The sequence below is a fragment of the Kistimonas scapharcae genome (assembly GCF_039540975.1).
Classification (GTDB): Bacteria; Pseudomonadota; Gammaproteobacteria; order Pseudomonadales; family Endozoicomonadaceae; genus Kistimonas; species Kistimonas scapharcae.
In genome coordinates, this window is sequence record NZ_BAABFL010000420.1 from 1 (window position 1) to 18,303 (window position 18,303).

Consider the following 18,303-nt stretch of genomic DNA (forward strand, 5'->3'; position numbering starts at 1 on the left):
ATCAGGCTCGCCAATACGTAAGGTGACGGGGGTGTTCAAGTAGACCAGAATCGGTGTTCAAGTAAACCAGAATATGCACCTGCTATGACGGTTTCCAGTTCGGGTCGGAAAGAGGGGCTGTTCGATATATCGATAACCTGAACGACACCGTGCTCATTGATCACAAATAGCCCAGGTTCGGAAAACGGGTGATCGGTTTCCTGTGGTGAACGCGGTGATGAAATGTACAGGCCAAGTTGATGCATATGTTCAACGGTAAGGCCATAGGTAACAGGAAAGCTGATCGAAAGTTGTTGCATATGCTCAGATAACTGTTCCCGGCTATCCGCAGAAGCAGCAACAAGATCAACTTTCAGGTTATGTAAGCGCTGCTTCAATGTTTCCAGTTGATTGAGATAGCGTGTGCAGAGAGGGCAGTGCTTACCGCGATAAATAACAACCATGCACCACTCAAATCCTTCCTGCGGTTGCCCCAGTGTATGAGACGTGCTTTCCAGGGTTGGTAATGTGATGTTTGGAAATGGGGCAGCTGCGGCGAGCTTGTAGACACCCATGATTAAACCTCGATGCTTTTTATAGGGCCTAGTTACAATGGTTTTTAAAGGATCCTCTCTGGATCGCTTCAATAATCAAAACGCTCAACATGTTTTCAGGTAGTTGTAACTGTCATCAGAACGGTCGCGCTTTCCACGGTATTTGTCGTCATATTTATCGCTCCAGATCGCAGTGGCGTCTTGATTCTGGTTCCAGTCGAAAACGGTTGAGCGATGCTTGATGCGCCATTCGCCATTACGACGTTCAAACCTGAAGTGATGGCGGCCGCCAAGGATGCCTTCCTTATCAATGCCATTCTCATTGTGCAAATGATAAGCCCATACGTAGCACTCTGCGGTGGCGGTATCACCATCAAGCTCAATCAGGGGATTGCTGACTCTATGCTGGGTAGCCTTGAGTTGCCTGAATCCTTCCATCGCAGGCTCAACAAATTTCCAGGCGTTATCGTTATAGAAAAAGAGTTCCGGGAAAATCGGATCTTGATGTTCTTCAATCGCATCCTCCCAGTAGGTTGATTTCATCAGCGCTCCGTCAACACGATCAAGGGCACGGGCAAATTTGTACATGATTTCTGTGATCTCCTGTTTGTCCAGGAGCATCTGAAGTTTCGGGTGAATATCCACGGTGCATCTCCTTCTATAACATTAAAAACGGAAGGTGGTTCGTTTATCGCCGCCATTCGCCTATAGGCTCCAGTACTGTCATTGTTCGTGGACTGGCTAGCCTCTTGGGCAAAGTGGCTTCGTAGGCTTTACGGTAGTCTTTTGCATTAAGTTGGTTTTTGATGAAATCAGCCATGGTGGCCTCTCTCCAACGTTCATAAAGCGTGAATCGACAGGGGTTTTCGCTATCACGATGAAAATAAGTGCAGACAAAAGTATCTTCCTTTGCCATGGCTTTGAGTACTGCCGTAGCGTCCTTTAAGAAGTCATCAACAGCTTCCGGTTTGACATTAAATTCAACATAAAAAACCAGCTCATTATTCATTGCTCTGGCACCTCGGATCCTGGATTGGCTAAGTGATAAACATTGGAGTGAAGGATAGCTTTTCAAAAAAAGAATGGAACCATGTCAAATTGAATGATTACTATTCGATTTTTGAATGTATTAGTAAGTAAGCATGGATCAATTGAACGCTATGCGGGCTTTTGTTCGCGTCATTCAGTCTGGTGGTTTTTCAGCTGCGGCACGCGACCATAACACCAGTCAGGCTACCATGAGTAAGCAGGTTGCAGCCCTTGAAGCCAGGTTGGGGGTGAAATTACTGACACGCAGCAGTCGGGATCACTCCCTGACCCAAGTGGGTGCCGAGTATTATGAAAAATGCCTTGATATCCTGAATGAGCTGGATGAAGCGGATTCAAGAGCACGCTCCCAGTCTCGTTATCCCCGGGGCGGGCTGAAAATTTCTGTTCCGGTTGTTTTCGGGCATAAGGTTATTGCACCACTGATGGCTGAATTTATAACGCTTTATCCTGATGTTACGGTGGATCTGGAACTGACAGACAAACAGGTTGACCTGATCGCTGAGGGCGTGGATGTGGCGATTCGTGCGCAGAAACTGGAAGATTCATCACTGGTAGCAAGAAGCCTGTTCAGTAACCCCATGATGGTGTGTGCTTCTCCCGATTATCTGGAACGGCATGGAATACCGAAGAAACCACAGGATTTAAAGCATCATCAATGCATCATTTTTTCCTGGCTGAAAAACCGGGAAAGCTGGCATTTCTTTTATCATGGCAAGGAGATAACCGTTTCTGTGAAGGGACCCATACAAAGTAATAATGGAGATGCCATCCTTTCAATGGTTCTATCAGGTATAGGGATTGCAGAGGTTCCTTACTGGCTGGCAGAGGAATACCTGAAGTCAGGCAAGCTTCTGCAGGTGATGGAAAATTACCGGTCAAGATCCGTTCCCTTCAATGTTGTTTACCCGCAAAACCGTTTTGTCCCTTTGAAGGTGCGTTGCTTTGTTGAATTCATACGGGAAAAACTGTCAGCCAGTGAGTCTTTCATTTAGTCTCCATTTCTATTGTGATCTTTGTGATTGATAGAGAGCCTTGCGCTGAGTTTTGGTATCCTCTCCCTGAGCCACGGAGCGGCCTGCATTATTCCGGACTATGTACGATCACCGGACGACGAACAATTGAGAAAACAGCCTGACTGAAGGATTGCCGCTCATGCCAGCGTACCGCTCAAGAACATCGACTTACGGCCGCAACATGGCCGGCGCTCGCGCCCTTTGGCGCGCCACAGGAATGCAGGATGAGGATTTCAAAAAGCCGATTATCGCGGTTGCCAACTCGTTCACGCAGTTTGTTCCCGGGCATGTCCACCTTAAGGATATGGGGCAGCTAGTCTGCCGGGAAATCGAAGCCCATGGCGGGGTTGCCAAGGAATTCAATACCATTGCTGTGGACGACGGAATCGCCATGGGGCATGACGGCATGCTCTATTCCCTGCCATCGCGCGATATTATTGCCGACTCCGTTGAATACATGGTCAATGCCCACTGTGCGGATGCGCTGGTCTGTATCTCCAACTGTGACAAGATCACGCCGGGCATGCTGATGGCGGCCATGCGCCTGAATATTCCGGTGATCTTTGTCTCCGGTGGGCCAATGGAAGCGGGCAAGACCAAGCTGGCCGAGCATAAGCTGGATCTGGTGGATGCGATGGTGATTGCCGCTTCAGATGCAGATGATGACATCGTTAATGAGTATGAACGCTCGGCCTGTCCGACCTGTGGCTCCTGCTCCGGTATGTTTACCGCCAACTCCATGAACTGTCTGACAGAAGCATTAGGCTTGTCCCTGCCGGGTAATGGTTCTTTGCTGGCGACACATGCGGATCGGAAAGAACTCTTCCTGGAAGCCGGGCGTCGAGTTGTAGACATCACCCGTCGTTACTATGAAGGCGACGATGAAAGTGTATTGCCCCGTAATATTGCCAGCTTTGAGGCTTTCGAAAATGCCATGAGCCTGGACATTGCCATGGGCGGTTCCACCAACACCATTCTGCATTTGTTGGCAGCGGCCCAAGAAGGTGAAGTGCCGTTCACCATGAAGGATATTGATCGTTTATCCCGTCGAGTCCCGCAATTGTGTAAGGTCGCACCGAATATCCAGAAATACCATATGGAAGACGTGCACCGTGCCGGTGGCATTATGGCTATTTTGGGTGAGATGGATCGTGCCGGTCTGTTGCATACAGATGTTGCCACTGTGCACAGCGCTTCAATGAAGGACGCACTGGCACAATGGGACATTGTGCAAACGGATGATCAGGCAGTACATACCTTCTATCGGGCAGGCCCTGCTGGTATCCGTACGACGGAAGCCTTCAGTCAGGCGACACGCTGGCCGGATCTGGATGCCGATCGAGAGGAAGGGTGTATCCGCTCACTGGAACATGCTTACAGTGAAGAAGGGGGGCTTGCGGTGCTCCACGGCAATATTGCTGTTGATGGTTGTGTCGTTAAAACCTCTGGTGTGGATGAAAGTAATCTGGTCTTTGAAGGCCCCGCGCATGTCTTTGAAAGTCAGGATGATGCCGTACGCGGTATTCTCGAAGATCAGGTTAAACCGGGTGAAGTGGTTGTGATTCGCTATGAAGGTCCGAAAGGCGGCCCCGGTATGCAGGAAATGCTTTACCCGACCAGTTACCTGAAATCCAAGGGACTGGGTAAAGCGTGTGCTCTCCTGACCGATGGTCGTTTCTCCGGAGGGACTTCCGGGCTGTCTATTGGGCATGCGTCGCCTGAAGCGGCAGCTGGTGGCGCGATTGGCCTGGTTGAAAACGGGGATATCATCCGTATTGATATTCCGGCGCGCACCATTAATGTGTCGCTGACTAATGACGAACTGCAACAGCGTCGTGAGGCGATGAATAGCAAAGGCGCAAAAGCTTGGAAGCCGATTGAGGAAAGACCCCGTCGTGTTTCAATGGCTTTGAAAGCTTACGCACTTATGGCCACCAGTGCCGATAAAGGTGCTGTCAGGGATGTGACGTTACTGGAAGATTAACTTTCAACTTTCTCGGTATGAACCACCAGCCTTTTGATCGTAAGGCTGGTGGTAGCTAGGATAATTGCCTGCTCAGAATCGAATGCCTCCGTTAATGGAGAAAATCCAGGGGTCAAGGTCCGATTTTTTGAACTTGCCTCCATTAGTGCCTTTTATTTTGCCCTTTAACTCCATGGCGACATAGCGTGCGGATGCATCAATGAACAACTGATCATCCATATCAAAGACCGCGCCAGCTTGGAATGTCCAGCCCCAGTTGTCATCAATTTTGAGCTTTGTGTTTGTGGTACCTTCTTTGAATTTTTCGCTTGAGAAGCGCGTCAATGCCGCACCTGCACCGATATATGGCCTTATCGGCTCATTTTTGTCCATCATGTAAAACTGGGCTGTTGCTGTGATCGGCATCATTTTGTAGTCAACTTTGCCTGTGTGGGGACTTTTTAGTTTACTTTTGAATTTTGTTGGCCAATAGGTACCGACTTCAATGCCGAAATCATCTGTTGCCATCATCAGGGCACTGATATCCATTGCCCATTCTTCATCCGTTGTTGCCTTGTAATGCTCATGTGATGTTTTCATCTTGATTTTCAAGTCATCAGGCTTGATGTAGGACGCACCGGCCTTGATGGCGAAATCACCTTCCTGAAGCGCGTAAACCTGAGATGCAGATGCGAGCAGGGAGCCTGCTGCAACGACAGGAATAAGGACTTTCCTGAACATGTCGTTTACCTCAAATGCATTAAACAACGGCCACGCTTTGTGGCTGGCTGGAAAGAAGTTGTGGGACAACAGGTCAGCGGTGGATGTGTGCCTTGCATCAACAACACAAAAGCTGACGACAGATTGCCTGCAGCACAGTGTAGACCACTCCACAGGATCGGCACGGTGAACTCCGCTTTGAACCATCGGCGGGTAGCGCTATGGTTAACAGGGATAACGTCACGGTATGCAAAGGAAGACAGCAATGACTGACCCGTTCATGCAAGCCGCCATTGCCGAGGCTAAAGCCGGTCGCGTAGAAGGTGGTATTCCTATCGGTGCGGTTTTGGTTCACGACAATAAGATTATTGGTCGGGGCCATAACCAGCGGATTCAAAAAGGCAGCCCCTGTCTCCACGGGGAAATGGCGGCGCTTGAAGATGCGGGGCGTTTGCCGGCAGCGATCTACCGAGAATGCACGATGTATACGACATTGTCTCCCTGTTCCATGTGCAGCGGCGCTATGTTGTTGTATGAGATTCCCCGCGTTGTTGTGGGGGAAAACAAGACCTTCATGGGCGAGGAAGCACTCCTGAAAAGCCGTGGCGTCGAGGTGACAGTCGTCAACCATCCGGAGTGTATTGAATTGATGGAGGATTTTATCCGGCTGTTTCCGGAGCTGTGGAACGAGGATATTGGTGTTTAGGCGAGAAGGATGTGGTGAAATATAAGACGGCCATAGCTTTCTATGGCCGTCGGTTTTTCAGCCTTGTTCAATGGCTTGACTGATATCCGGTAGCTTCTGAATGAATGTTTCCAGTTGGTTATCGTCAAAATCCAGATGCGTGACAAAACGAATCTCCTGGCTACCGAAGGGCACAGCCAGAATGTCGAATGCCTTGAAGACGTTAATCGCCTGATCCGGCGTAAACGGCTTTTTCAGAGACGCAATCACAATATTGGTTTCCGGTGGAATGATCGCATCAATACAAGGCATGTCGGACAGTGCATCAGCCATCAAACGTGCACGACGATGGTCATCGGCCAGGCGTTCGATGTTATGTTGAAGACCATACAGACCCGCTGCCGCCAGGAATCCGGCCTGGCGCATTCCGCCTCCCATTACCTTGCGAATTCTGCGAGCCGCTTTGATGTGTTCCTGCTTGCCAAGAAGGAGTGAGCCGACGGGGGCTCCCAGTCCTTTGGACAGACAGATGGAGATAGTGTCGAAGAGACGACCGTAGTCTTTGGGTTGTTCATTCTTTGCGATAAGCGCGTTAAACAGGCGGGCACCGTCCAGATGGAATGGAATCTCGTGCTGATTGCACACTTCACGGATGGCGGTGAGTTCGGAAAAGTCATAGCAGGCTCCACCACCGCGGTTCATAGTGTTTTCCACTGCGACTAGGCTGGTCACGGGATGATGAACGTCATCCCGGCGAATGCTGGCGGCGACATCCGCCGCTGTAAACAGCCCACGCTCGCCCTGCTGCAGGCTGACGGAACAGAGAGCATTAACCGCTATGCCGCCACCTTCATAGTTGTATATATGTGCGTATCGGTCACAGATGACTTCACCGCCCGGCCGGGTATGCAGGCGAATGGCAATCTGATTGGTCATGGTGCCAGAGGGACAAAAGAGCGCAGCCTCCATGCCAAACAGGTTGGCAGCGTAGTGTTCCAGCGCCTGGATGGTGGGGTCTTCGTTGAACACGTCATCGCCTATTTCCGCATTCATCATCGCGGTCAGCATGGGTTGTGTCGGACGGGTCACGGTATCGCTGCGTAAATCGATCATTAGGTCAAAACGCCTGGTTGAGACATTGGGATGAGTGCTGGGGGCTATAGTGACAACGCCCAGGCAATAATTCCGTATCCTGTTTTGGTCAGAGACCGGATACTATTATGATACTCACATAGACGATGGTGCCTGAACCTGTTGCCTGAAGGTTTCAGTAGCCCTGTTTCACTGCTGCAGGAGCTTTGTTGTTATGAATCAGAATCACTACTGGCAAAAACTCGAAGAGTTGCTGCGCGAGTATTACACCATTATTCGTACGATTAACAAGGTGTCTGAACGGCAGGAGCAATATATCCAGGGATTCCTTGCAGCCGGGCGCTATCTGGGTATCGTAACAGAAGAAGAACAGATGACAGTGATTGAACGTGTTCATCACGATATTTTTGGTGAATCCGTAGAGCAACGGAAAAGCTCGCAACGAACCCGGCCTGCGTCATCGGAAGATTATTACAATGTGCCCACCTGGATCAGAAAAGGTGTGAAACTCCGGTTTGAGCATTCTGACAATGACCATATCAATGATTTGACCATGGTGACTGATTTGCTTGCCCGTAAATCCTGAGAGGTATCATGTTTCTTCGGCGGAGTGGTTTGGCCGTTTACCTTGATCTGGTGCCGGAGAATCGTGTTTGCGTGTTCGTAACTCAGGTTCAGGTAATCGCTCTGAATAAAATGCCTGATAGTAGCTGGATGCACCTGTCAGAAAGGCGCGACCGCACTCTGTGAGAATCTCTCTGAATCGTAACAGCTGCCGCATAACCATTTGCCAAGACGCATGGAATGAGACAGCAAGTCTGGTTCAGTTTTACAGAAATGCCACCCGCAATGCGACGGCCAGCAGGAGTACTCCGGTCGCCCGTGTTATCCACAGCGTGTAACGGCGCAGAAACGGCAAAATGGCGCCGTGTCCAACCACCGCAGCAATGAAACAATACCAGAGCCCATCAATGGCTGTAGCCGTAAACGCCATGATCGTCTTTGCCTGCCAGCCCATTTCCGGGGTGACAAACTGACTGAACAGCGCAAGAAAGAAAACCGCAATCTTGGGGTTCAGGAAAGAGATAAGAAAACCATCGCGGGCTGCCTTGACGATGGACAGGCTTTTCGTTTCTACAATATTTCCGGTAGCCAGTGCCGGTGTACCGGATGCCCGGAGTGCCTTGATGCCCAGCCAGGCCAGATAAGCGGCGCCACCCCAGGTCAGCGCTTTGAACAGGATAGGGTTGCCGGTAATCAACACACCCAGTCCGGCTGTTGCCAGCAGGGCATAAACGCCAACTCCCACGCAATGGGCAATACCGGAGACCATACCCATACGGCAGGATGAGGACATCGTATTCCGAATAACAACCGCGAGACTGGGGCCAGGTGACATGGCGCCCAGCATGCAGATGGCAACAACAGACAGCCAGGATGACAGCGGCATGGGATAAGCCCTTCAGTGTGTGGATATCAGGGGTGGTTGGGTTATTTGCCGCACTTTACGTCAGGCTGTCAGAATATCCAATCCTGACAGTGATAAAACCAGATCAAGCAGTTGATCTTTTGGATTACAGGTCTTGCTGCCGGTTTTCAGGGCTTCATCGATGGTTGATGCCTGTTCCAGCATGGCGCGCAGTTTTCGTTCGCTGTGCTTGCGGATGCACCCCTGATAAAGCGCCTTACGCTTTTTCAACATGAAGGGAGCCGCCTTGTGTGAACGGGCAATCTGATCCATTGCGGCTTCCAGCCCGACACCTTGGCTCACCTTTCGGGACAGATGGCTGAGCAGTCGCAGTTCCCGGGCTATCGCCCAGAGCAGGATGGGCGGTTCGGTACCTTCCGACAACAGTCCGTTAAAGATGCGAACCGCGTGCCGGGTATCGCCGGACATGGCGGCATCCACCAAGCCAAACACATCGTAACGTGCGCTGTCAGAGACAACTTCACGAACGGTATCGACGGTAACTTTGCCATCGGTTGCCAGGAGCCGAAGTTTTTCGATTTCCTGGGCTGCCGCCAGCAGGTTTCCTTCCACACGCTCCGTCAGAAGCGTTACCGCTTCCGGTTCAGCCTTCAGCCCGGCGCGTTGGCAGCGACGGGTAATCCAGCCGGGCAATTGCTGGTGCTCGACCGGCCAGACTGGAATCCAGACACCCGCCTGCTCAATGGCTGTGAACCACTTGGCTTTGCTGGCCTTACTGTCGATGCGCGAAGTGATGATCAGGAAGACCGTATCCTCAGGCGGCCGTTCGGCGCACTCCTGCAGGATTTTTTTACCATCGCCAAAGCGGCCTTCCCGAACACGGAGTTCAATCACACGTTTTTCGGCAAACAACGAGAGGCTGTTGGCCGCTTCCACGACCTCGCCCCAGTCAAATCCGTTATCCACATGGTAGACCGTTCGCTCAGTGAAGCCGGAATCGCGGGCTTTAGCACGAATCAGGTCACAACTCTCTTCAATCTGCAGCGGCTCATCACCGCTGAGGATGTAGAAGGGCATCAGGCCGGACTTGAGTTGGTTCTCCAGCTGCTCGGGTTTGCCGAGTTTCATAGGCTTATTGTTGTACCGCTTCAGCGGCTGCCCGGGCGTCCGCAGTCAGTGTCGCCAGCTGCTCGCTGGAGATCGCGGAGACCTGGCGCATTACGTTGATGGCCAGATCTTGGGTCAGTTCGCTCCAGATCAGGTCCTCTTCACTACGGGACGCGGTGGCGTTGTTATAGCTGTACTGGTAGGTACGGCTCATACGAATTTCTTTCGCGGGAAACAGGGCCAGGCCGCCGGCAGTTTCTAGCCCCCATTTCACCGTGCCGGTCAGCTCGTAATCGGACACGATACCGCCACCTGACAGGGTGATCTCTTTATTCTCTCGCTCCAGGGAGAGAATGCGCAGGCGATAATCGGCCGTATCGCTGACAGTGATGCCATTGGTTTCCAGCACCATGATCAGGTCCTGGTTGAAGACCCGGTCAGTACTGGTAAGCGCCAGTGTCTTGAGTTCCGGGGCGATATCCATCTGGCCACGCAGCTGGAAGCCGCAACCGGCCAGTAGCAGGGTCAGAACCACAAAGGGATAGAGAAGATAGTTGCGCTGAGTACTCATGGGTTGTCAGTGGCTCCGGTAGATAGGCACGGATCAATAATCTCAAAGGCCGATATTATACAGTGCTGACGGTAAAAAGCAGGCGTTCCGACGGGGGAATTATGTCCAAATGGTACACGGTGACAGGGGGCAAAGCTGTTTGCTGTTGAGAGGGAACTCTATTGGTATCCCAGTGTCAAAAGTACTGAAGCAAATTTAGCAACGTTTAGTGCAGCGTTTTATTTCGTAGTTTGTGAATGAATAGTAATTAAAATAACGGAATTTATTGTTTTTTGGTTATATAAAGAGCGCCTTAGATCAAAAGGAGTCGTTGATGTTTTTTTCATCCGTTAATGTTTTCGCGCGGCATGGTGGCATAATAGAGAGCCATAAAGAACTTGCAGTTCATAATCTGGATACATTGCAACAATGTCATCAGGAGGGTGTTCGCTATCGTATTCGTCATGGGGTTTTGTTAGGGCGTCGTGTTGCAGTGGTTGAGGTGGCAACTTCGCTTTGGGATCGACTTATCAGCTATTTACCCTCATGTAGCCCACTTCGTGATCGATTTACCAGCAATATTGTTGAGGCTATGGAAGGGGATGACAGCATTTGTCAAAAAACGCTTGAACTGGTGAGTCAGAGGATAAGAATACCCTATGTATCAGGGAGTACGTGGCAAAGGGTTTACGGTTCAAGGAAGGTTTATAATCCCTGGTTTCAGCTTAACAGTAACTTGGATAAGACAACTTATCATCAGGATGGCTCTTGTTACGACCCTGAAGCTGTTAAAGCTAAACGGCAGATTGGATTTTATGATACAGACAAGGACTATGGCATATTCTCGAACTTTTATTATAGACAAGGCACAGAACTACGATTGTGTGTTGTTGACGCCCCGGGTTTTGTTTCTTGGGCGACGTGCTCAGAAATACCTTTTCAGGCCGGGAAGTTTTATTCGAATCCTGATTTAAGAAAACGAATTTTGGGGCAGCGTTTCCCCAGGCGTGCATTTAACCTGGTTCATCCCGTTAGCGGTCAGCCAGGGCCTCGGGTTGATACTGGTTTTTATCGTCAAGAACGGAATATCGAATTAATGTTGAAGCTTGTGAGAACCCGAGCTCAACAGGATGCTGAGTTCAGAAGAGAGCTTCTGGCAACAGGGGATAAGTGGCTGTTTGAGGTGACTCGGGGTGATAAGATTTGGGGCTGTACGTATGATTCAGAAACAGGACAATATGTTGGAAAAAACTATTTGGGGAGAATTCTCATGCAGGTCAGGGAAGAGCTGAGGCAACAAAAGATACCACAAATGTTGGCTGGAGAAGTTTATGATAGCCAGGGATTTGGTAATTTTTCCTAGATTAGATCAGTTGGGGAAGAAAGAGAGTTGGAATAACTGCTATATCATTAAATTTGAGAGGATTATATAGGTTGTTGAATGTATAGCCTAAAAAAATAGAAGGTGATTGGCAGGCTGTGAGTAGTATCTAGACAATCAATGGTACGATTTTTGTTAGGAAATATGGTCTGATTAGTAGTTGATGGAAAGTTATTAATAGGTATTGGCAGTGGGGAAGGATGTTTTATGAAGGATATCTATTTTTAGCACAATGCTTTTATATGATATGAGGTATTTCAGTATGCTGCGTTGTGGGAAATTATTTTTAATTTAAGGCACGATGATGTGGATAGTATCAGTTTTTTTAATGCTCAATCGAGTGGTAGTGAATCAGACTTTTGCTCCCTGAGGTCCGAAGAGCCTTTTGCCTTTGCGTCTGTAAATAGACGCCAGATACCTCATCAGCAAAGAGATTTTCAGCCTAATCGTACACTATGCTCAAGAATGGTGGTGGCACTCTGTGATTACCTGATGCATGTTGTTTATTACTGTGCCTGTATTATTAATTGTAATGCGATAGATGAGGCTCGGATCCTAAGACAAAACTACGATGAAATTGTTGGGATGTCGCAATATCCTGATAAGGGTATTCGACGGTCTAATCCGAGAGGCGTCATTTGTGGCACGGTAGGGAGTGCCAGTTATTTTGCTGCATTATTAATGCAGCGTCATGGGCTTGCCAGAGTTACTCATATTGGAACCAGTGAACTTTATGTTGTCCGATTCTCGCAATGGGGAGGGCTATGGGCGCTTGGTAATTTCGACGACTGTCGTGGTCATATTCATGTTTATTACCAATTGATGAAGACGTTTAATGAAGTGGTTACCTATGCTGCTTGTGAGAGTATTTCTAGGGATACAACGACTTTGGAGCAACAGTTTCGATCACTGGAACATGAAACCGCGGATAATAATATAGACAGCATTGGAGCACTGGAATTTGATTCCTACCAAACGCTGCGGCGTGAACGAGCGATGCTTGTTGGTAATATGTTTATGTCATCGTTGCAGACCTTCGCGCGTGAAGAGGATAAAAAAGCTATAGCGCAAAACGAATTTGATAAGGCCCTGCGGGATCTTGAACAATTGGGTACCAGAGGGATTGATTTTTTTCTGATCGCATCTGCGCGATTAAATTTCTGGTTGTCTATTTTATACCGTCTGGATGGGAAAACAGCGTTAGAGCCTGACAGTATCGCTATTGCCATTGAGCAGCGATGGCGTGAACAGCGTAATGGCCAACGCTTTCGTGTTCCTGAATACATACGACAGGCAGTAGACCCAATCATGCGTCTGGAAGCCGATGAATTAAACAATATGGGGAGGCGATTAAAAGCCTCGGTTCCGCTGATTATCGTACTATTATGTGAGCGGTCGGGGCATCCGCATACCGGGAGAGAGGGCGCTCCTGACACTCAAACAGCATTGGAAATCCAGAATGCCATCAGACAATTTAGTCACTTAGGTCTTGGCCCTGATTTGAGTGCTGTACCCAATAACTCCCACTGTGAGCCAACCGATTGTGCGGGATCTGTGACTGCTCTGGCGGATGCAGACCAGTCACAGGTGCTTAGTTTGTGTTAGCCGACGACGATATTCACCAGCTTACCGGGTACAACAATGACCTTGCGTACCGTTTTGCCTTCAGTGAATTTCTGCACATTGGGCTGCTCCAATGCCAGTTTCTCCAGAGAGGCCTTGTCCGCATCGGCGGCGGTTTCGAGCTTGGCGCGTACCTTACCGTTGACCTGAACCACCAGTGTGATGCTGTCGCGCGCCAGGGCGCTTTCATCCAGCACCGGCCAGGTGGCGGCTACTACGGGCTCGGCATGGCCAAGTTCCTTCCATATGTTGTGCGCGATGTGAGGCACGATCGGTGCCAGCAGCAGGGTGGCCGCTTCCAGTGCTTCCCGAACCACGGCACGGCCCTGGTCAGAGGTATCGCTGAAACGGCTGATGGTGTTGGTCAGCTCCATCACCGCGGCAATGGCGGTATTGAAGGTCAGACGACGGTCACAGTCATCACTGACTTTCTTGATGGTTTCGTGCGTTTTTCGACGCAGGTCTTTCTGTTCACCGGTCAGGGTGTTCTTGTCCAGAGCAGGGGTATCATCGCCTGACAGATGATCAGCAACCATTTTCCAAAGACGACGCAGGAAGCGGTGTGCACCTTCAACACCGGACTCAGACCATTCCAGTGACTGTTCTGGCGGAGAGGCGAACATGGTGTAGAGACGCACGGTATCCGCACCGTACTGGTCAATCAGCTGCTGTGGATCAATACCGTTGTTCTTGGACTTGGACATTTTGCCCATGCCGGCATGTTCAACGTTTTCCCCGGTTTCCTTGTGCTTCGCGCTGATCAGGCGACCTTTGTCGTCCCGCTCGCTGATGACATCAGCCGGTGAAACCCACTGCTTGGTGCCTTTTTCATCCAGCGTGTAGAAAGTGTCGGCCAGTACCATCCCCTGGCAGAGCAGGCGTTTGAACGGCTCGTCACTGTCGACCAGACCGGCGTCGCGCAGCAGCTTGTGGTAGAAGCGAGAGTAGAGCAGGTGCATGACCGCGTGCTCAATACCACCGATGTACTGGTCCACAGGCAGCCAGTAGTTCGCCGCAGATGGATCCAGCATGGCGTCATCGTTGTTCGGGCAGCAGTAACGGGCGTAGTACCAGCTGGATTCCATGAAGGTATCGAAGGTATCGGTTTCCCGGGTGGCTGGCTGACCGTTGTGGCTGGTTTTTGCCCATTCCGGGTCAGCCTTGATGGGGGACTGAACGCCGTCCATTTCCACATCTTCCGGCAGGCGAACCGGCAGTTCTTCGAGTGGGACAGGCACTTCTGTACCGTCTTCGAGGTAGCGCATAGGAATCGGTGCGCCCCAGTAACGCTGGCGGCTCACACCCCAGTCGCGCAGACGATAGTTGACCTGCTTTTCTCCCAGACCAGCATCAATCAGGTGCTGTGCGATGGCGTCGAAAGCGGCTTCGGAGGTCAGTCCGTCAAACTGGCCGGAATTCACCAGAGTGCCTTTCTCGGTGTAGGCAGCTTCGCTGATATCGAATTCGGTGGATGCATCAACAGGCTGGATGACCTGTTCAATGTTCAGGCCATATTTGGTGGCAAATTCCCAGTCACGCTGGTCATGCGCCGGTACCGCCATAACGGCACCTGAGCCGTAATCCATCAGGACAAAGTTAGCGACCCAGACAGGCACTTCACGACCGGAAACCGGATGGATGGCGCGCAGGCCGGTATCCACACCTTTCTTCTCCATGGTGGCCATATCGGCTTCGGAGACGGCGTTTCGTTTGCATTCCGCAATAAACTCCGCCAAGGGCGGGTTGTTTTCTGCCGCAGCCTTGGCGATAGGATGTTCAGCAGCCAGGCCGACATAGGTAACACCCATCAAGGTGTCAGGACGCGTGGTGTAAATGGTAAAGCTTTCAGCGGCGCCGGCAACCGGATTGGTCAGGCGGAAGGTCATTTCCACGCCTTCACTACGGCCGATCCAGTTACGCTGCATGGCCTTGACCTGTTCCGGCCAGTCTTCCAGCTTGTCCAGGTCGCTCAGCAGTTCATCGGCATAGGCGGTAATCTTGACGAACCACTGGGGCAGCTCTTTGCGCTCAACGATGGTGTCGCAGCGCCAGCAGCGGCCGTCTTCTACCTGTTCGTTGGCCAGTACGGTCTGGTCGTTGGGGCACCAGTTAACTGTACCCATTTTCTTGTAGACCAGGCCTTTTTCATAAAGCTTGGTGAAGAACCACTGTTCCCACTTGTAATATTCCGGACGACAGGTAGCCAGTTCCCGGCTCCAGTCATAACCGAAGCCCAGACGCTTGAGCTGGCCCTTCATGTACTCAATATTGGAGTAGGTCCAGGGAGCCGGCGCGGTCTTGTTTTTGATGGCGGCGTTTTCCGCGGGTAGACCGAATGCATCCCAGCCCATGGGTTGCAGAACGTTCTTGCCCTGCATGCGCTGGTAGCGGGAGACAACGTCACCAATGGTATAGTTGCGGACATGCCCCATGTGCAGGCGACCGCTCGGGTAGGGGAACATGGAAAGGCAGTAATACTTTTCCTTGCTCGGGTCTTCGGTCACGGTGAAGCTTTGGTTTTCATCCCAGTAAGACTGGGCAGCTTCCTCGATCTTGTGCGGGTGATAATGCTCTTCCATCATTGCTCTGTTTGCCTGTTCCCCGGATCAGGCCGGAGAAAGTGGTGACAGGAAAGCCGGACAGGGCCGGAGCCTGTTGAAGATAGTGGTTCCAAACAGGCAAGGATACCCCAGACCCTGCCCGGCGGGTAGGGGCAGCCTCTCTTGCGGTGCGCTTTTCCCCTTATCAATACCGTTATGTCTGGACATTAGAGAATGATGAAAACCTTGTTGCTACCACCCGGACTCCAGATTGTGTTGCTTATCCTGGCGCTCATCCTTTGGGGGCGTTACCGGATGCTGTCATGGACATTTGTCCTGATTGCAGTGGGTAGCCTGTATCTGTTGTCTGTGCGACCGGTGGCAGACAGACTGGTGGGTTGGTTGGAAATGCAACAACCGACGCTGGACACCCGTGTGTTTCAGCAACAGGCATCGCCAGAGGCGATTGTCGTGCTGGGTTCAGGCATTAATGGATACACCCCTGACTATGACATGTTGCCCCAGCCTTCTGCATTGTTATTTCAGCGGTTACGTTATGCTGCCCGTATTGCCGACCAAACGGGGTTGCCGATCCTGGTCAGTGGGGGGGCTGCCAATGGTATCAATGAGTCAGCGGTTATGAGTCGTGTGTTACTGGAAGATTTCGGTGTCACCACACGATGGCAGGAAAACCAGAGTATGACGACCATGGATAATGGTCGTTTATCTAAGGCTGTCCTGTCTCAGTCGAATATCAGCAACATCATTCTGGTGACTCATGCCTTGCATATGCCTCGTGCCGCTAAGGTGTTTCGGCACCAGGGTTTCAAGGTTGTCACCGCCCCGACAGCGTACTTACGTACAGTGCAAAAATATGATTGGCGGGACTGCTTGCCAATGGCGGCGGAGTTAAGAAAAAGCCAGTTGGCCCTGCATGAAATGGCAGGGTTGTTATGGTACAGGATCCGTTATGAGATATGAATCAGGCAATTGCATCATGCACGATGCAGTTGCCTGGTCTGTCCTGCTATGGCTGATTACTGTTGCAGGTATAACCCACACTCTTCAGCTTGTTACAGATGCCTTTGCCTAAAACCCAGTGAAACTGTTGGGTAGGATGCACATCATCCCAGAACGCATGTTCATCCGGATTGCTGCAGACTTCGGGTGTTTCTTCGTTGGCTCTGAAGGCCGTCACCAGCTGCGGGTTTTTCATGATTTCCTTGTCGATTACCGGTGAGAGAGCGATGACCGCCGCATTTTTCGCCAGCGTTTCAACAGCCCCGCCACTTTGAAACGCTCTTCGTTCTCCGCTGTCCAGTCCTGGCAGGCTGACCTTTGCGCAGGGTTCCGTCGTATTTGTAAGGCCATGGTTGTCTGCGTTGTTCAGGGCATCCCAGAACAGGGCGCGGGTATCCAGCATGTGGATATGGACGCCTTCTTTTTCATACCGTTTCTGCATGTTTTGCAGCGTGGTCAGCAGGAGCTGGTTATGTCGGCTGACCAGGAACTGTACCTGATCACGGGTGGGGTAATCCATTTTCAGGTAGCGTGGCGCCTTGGATATATCGGGCATGTTCGACCAGATGATGTGTTGAGCCCCATGATTAATCAGTCTTTCGATGCTGCGTGCCTGGGCTTCTACAACATCAGCGGGGTCGTCGTACATATTCAGATAGTCGTTGCCGCCAAAGAAGAAGAACACCATGTCATCATCATCAAATGCGGGGTATTTCCGGATATACGCTTTGACCAGCAGTTCAGCACTGGGGGGAATCAGGCTGCCTGAGACTAATTGTTCAGCCACTTTTAACAAGCTACCGCCTTGCAAGTCACTGAAGTTACCGATTTTATCCCGTGTGCTGAGACTCCAGCTGCCACCGTGGGAACGATTTACATACTGCTCAGGATTCTGTGTGCTCAAACCCATCATCTGGGTCAGGTGTTCAGCCCAGATGGGACCATTGCTAAATCGTCCGTCAGCATAAGGGGCGGAGGGAATCACCGGGATATTGAACTGCTTGGTCAGATCAACAAACTTGTCAAGTAATTCAGTTTCATACCAGGTACACGACACAACATGGCAAAGCATTTCATAGAACTGGAAATAATCTCGTAGGAAGCGATGAATATAAGGTTGTAGATACGCCGTGTCTGCCTGATCATTCAGCACCTTGAGAAGCTGATAAGTGGAATTGCTCCCGCCATCATCTGTGAGGCTGTCACCAAAAAAGATGACGCGTTTGATCGTACGCTCCTTGGCAGAAAAATAATCAGGCAGTGTGGCGCTGAGCGTGTGAGAGCTGGGTCGACTCGCTGCCAGACTGCCAGTCGTATACGACAGACATAGAAGAGTGGCAGTAACCAGAGAAAACAACCGTTTCATAGCGCACCTCAATAGTAAACAGGTGCCGTGAGAATAGTTAAGTAATGCCCAAGTATTTCAACGTGTTTCATCTAAAAAATAATTTTTTAGATGTTAAATGTCACTAAGGAGTGCTAAGTATATTAAGTGGAATGGGTTACGCTCATATGGACCTTAACTCCCGCTTAACGATCTGAAGAAGTAAGGCTAAATTGAATGAAGAGAGCGTCCCCTGTGCTCTTCAGGCAAAAT

At 50.6% G+C, this 18,303-nt stretch carries 17 protein-coding genes; 7 read left to right on the forward strand and 10 right to left on the reverse strand.

The window, feature by feature from the left end; genetic code table 11:
• Positions 1-35: 35 nt before the first annotated feature.
• From ABD892_RS16465 to ABD892_RS16475, 3 genes are read right to left on the reverse strand one after another with little or no spacing between them, the layout of a single operon-like run.
• Positions 36-626, reverse strand: a complete 591-nt coding sequence (locus ABD892_RS16465; RefSeq protein WP_345197015.1) for a redoxin domain-containing protein — start codon at positions 624-626, stop codon at positions 36-38.
• 12 nt (positions 627-638) lie between these two features.
• Entirely contained in the window at positions 639-1,178 is a 540-nt protein-coding gene (locus tag ABD892_RS16470; protein WP_345197016.1) for a nuclear transport factor 2 family protein, read from the reverse strand.
• A gap of 43 nt (positions 1,179-1,221) precedes the next feature.
• The gene (locus tag ABD892_RS16475) at positions 1,222-1,542 is read right to left on the reverse strand and encodes a putative quinol monooxygenase (RefSeq protein WP_345197018.1); all 321 of its coding nucleotides are present in this window, start codon (positions 1,540-1,542) and stop codon (positions 1,222-1,224) included.
• A gap of 133 nt (positions 1,543-1,675) precedes the next feature.
• Here ABD892_RS16475 and ABD892_RS16480 point away from each other — a divergent pair, with 133 nt between their 5' ends.
• Together ABD892_RS16480 and ilvD are read left to right on the forward strand one after the other, a co-directional pair.
• The gene (locus ABD892_RS16480) at positions 1,676-2,575 is read left to right on the forward strand and encodes a LysR family transcriptional regulator (protein WP_345197019.1); all 900 of its coding nucleotides are present in this window, start codon (positions 1,676-1,678) and stop codon (positions 2,573-2,575) included.
• Positions 2,576-2,735: 160 nt separating this feature from the next.
• Entirely contained in the window at positions 2,736-4,580 is a 1,845-nt protein-coding gene (gene ilvD, locus ABD892_RS16485) for a dihydroxy-acid dehydratase (RefSeq protein ID WP_345197020.1), read from the forward strand.
• Between the two features lie 72 nt (positions 4,581-4,652).
• Here ilvD and ABD892_RS16490 read toward each other — a convergent pair whose 3' ends face one another.
• Positions 4,653-5,300, reverse strand: coding sequence for an OmpW/AlkL family protein (locus ABD892_RS16490; RefSeq protein WP_345197021.1), 648 nt, complete (start codon positions 5,298-5,300; stop codon positions 4,653-4,655).
• Positions 5,301-5,544: 244 nt separating this feature from the next.
• Between ABD892_RS16490 and ABD892_RS16495 the strand changes: the two genes are divergently transcribed.
• Entirely contained in the window at positions 5,545-5,985 is a 441-nt protein-coding gene (locus tag ABD892_RS16495) for a nucleoside deaminase (RefSeq protein WP_345197022.1), read from the forward strand.
• Positions 5,986-6,042: 57 nt separating this feature from the next.
• On the opposite strand, the gene ABD892_RS16500 is transcribed toward ABD892_RS16495, so the two are convergent.
• On the reverse strand, positions 6,043-7,077 hold the full coding sequence (locus tag ABD892_RS16500; protein WP_345197024.1) for a threonine aldolase family protein: 1,035 nt from the start codon (positions 7,075-7,077) through the stop codon (positions 6,043-6,045).
• A gap of 193 nt (positions 7,078-7,270) precedes the next feature.
• On the opposite strand from ABD892_RS16500, the gene ABD892_RS16505 reads away from it, so the two are divergent.
• Positions 7,271-7,642 carry a hypothetical protein gene (locus ABD892_RS16505; RefSeq protein ID WP_345197025.1) on the forward strand — a complete coding sequence of 124 codons (372 nt, stop codon included), beginning with the start codon at positions 7,271-7,273 and terminating at the stop codon, positions 7,640-7,642.
• A gap of 243 nt (positions 7,643-7,885) precedes the next feature.
• On the opposite strand, the gene ABD892_RS16510 is transcribed toward ABD892_RS16505, so the two are convergent.
• Genes ABD892_RS16510 through ABD892_RS16520 form a run of 3 tightly spaced genes read right to left on the reverse strand, consistent with a single transcriptional unit; the run spans position 7,886 to position 10,163 of the window.
• Positions 7,886-8,506 carry a LysE family translocator gene (locus ABD892_RS16510; protein WP_345197026.1) on the reverse strand — a complete coding sequence of 207 codons (621 nt, stop codon included), beginning with the start codon at positions 8,504-8,506 and terminating at the stop codon, positions 7,886-7,888.
• Positions 8,507-8,566: 60 nt separating this feature from the next.
• Complete coding sequence (holA, locus tag ABD892_RS16515) at positions 8,567-9,613, reverse strand: DNA polymerase III subunit delta (RefSeq protein ID WP_345197027.1); 1,047 nt, start codon at positions 9,611-9,613, stop codon at positions 8,567-8,569.
• Positions 9,614-9,617: 4 nt separating this feature from the next.
• Positions 9,618-10,163, reverse strand: a complete 546-nt coding sequence (locus ABD892_RS16520) for an LPS-assembly lipoprotein LptE (protein WP_345197030.1) — start codon at positions 10,161-10,163, stop codon at positions 9,618-9,620.
• Between the two features lie 313 nt (positions 10,164-10,476).
• Between ABD892_RS16520 and ABD892_RS16525 the strand changes: the two genes are divergently transcribed.
• Together ABD892_RS16525 and ABD892_RS16530 are read left to right on the forward strand one after the other, a co-directional pair.
• On the forward strand, positions 10,477-11,505 hold the full coding sequence (locus ABD892_RS16525; RefSeq protein WP_345197031.1) for an NADAR family protein: 1,029 nt from the start codon (positions 10,477-10,479) through the stop codon (positions 11,503-11,505).
• A gap of 288 nt (positions 11,506-11,793) precedes the next feature.
• Positions 11,794-13,128, forward strand: coding sequence for a hypothetical protein (locus tag ABD892_RS16530; protein WP_345197032.1), 1,335 nt, complete (start codon positions 11,794-11,796; stop codon positions 13,126-13,128).
• On the opposite strand, the gene leuS is transcribed toward ABD892_RS16530, so the two are convergent.
• Complete coding sequence (leuS, locus tag ABD892_RS16535) at positions 13,125-15,725, reverse strand: leucine--tRNA ligase (protein WP_345197036.1); 2,601 nt, start codon at positions 15,723-15,725, stop codon at positions 13,125-13,127. The two genes, ABD892_RS16530 and leuS, sit on opposite strands and share 4 nt — an antisense overlap.
• Positions 15,726-15,920: 195 nt before the next feature.
• On the opposite strand from leuS, the gene ABD892_RS16540 reads away from it, so the two are divergent.
• Positions 15,921-16,667, forward strand: coding sequence for a YdcF family protein (locus ABD892_RS16540; protein WP_345197033.1), 747 nt, complete (start codon positions 15,921-15,923; stop codon positions 16,665-16,667).
• Between the two features lie 46 nt (positions 16,668-16,713).
• On the opposite strand, the gene ABD892_RS16545 is transcribed toward ABD892_RS16540, so the two are convergent.
• On the reverse strand, positions 16,714-18,072 hold the full coding sequence (locus ABD892_RS16545) for an SGNH/GDSL hydrolase family protein (protein WP_345197034.1): 1,359 nt from the start codon (positions 18,070-18,072) through the stop codon (positions 16,714-16,716).
• Positions 18,073-18,303: the final 231 nt, after the last annotated feature.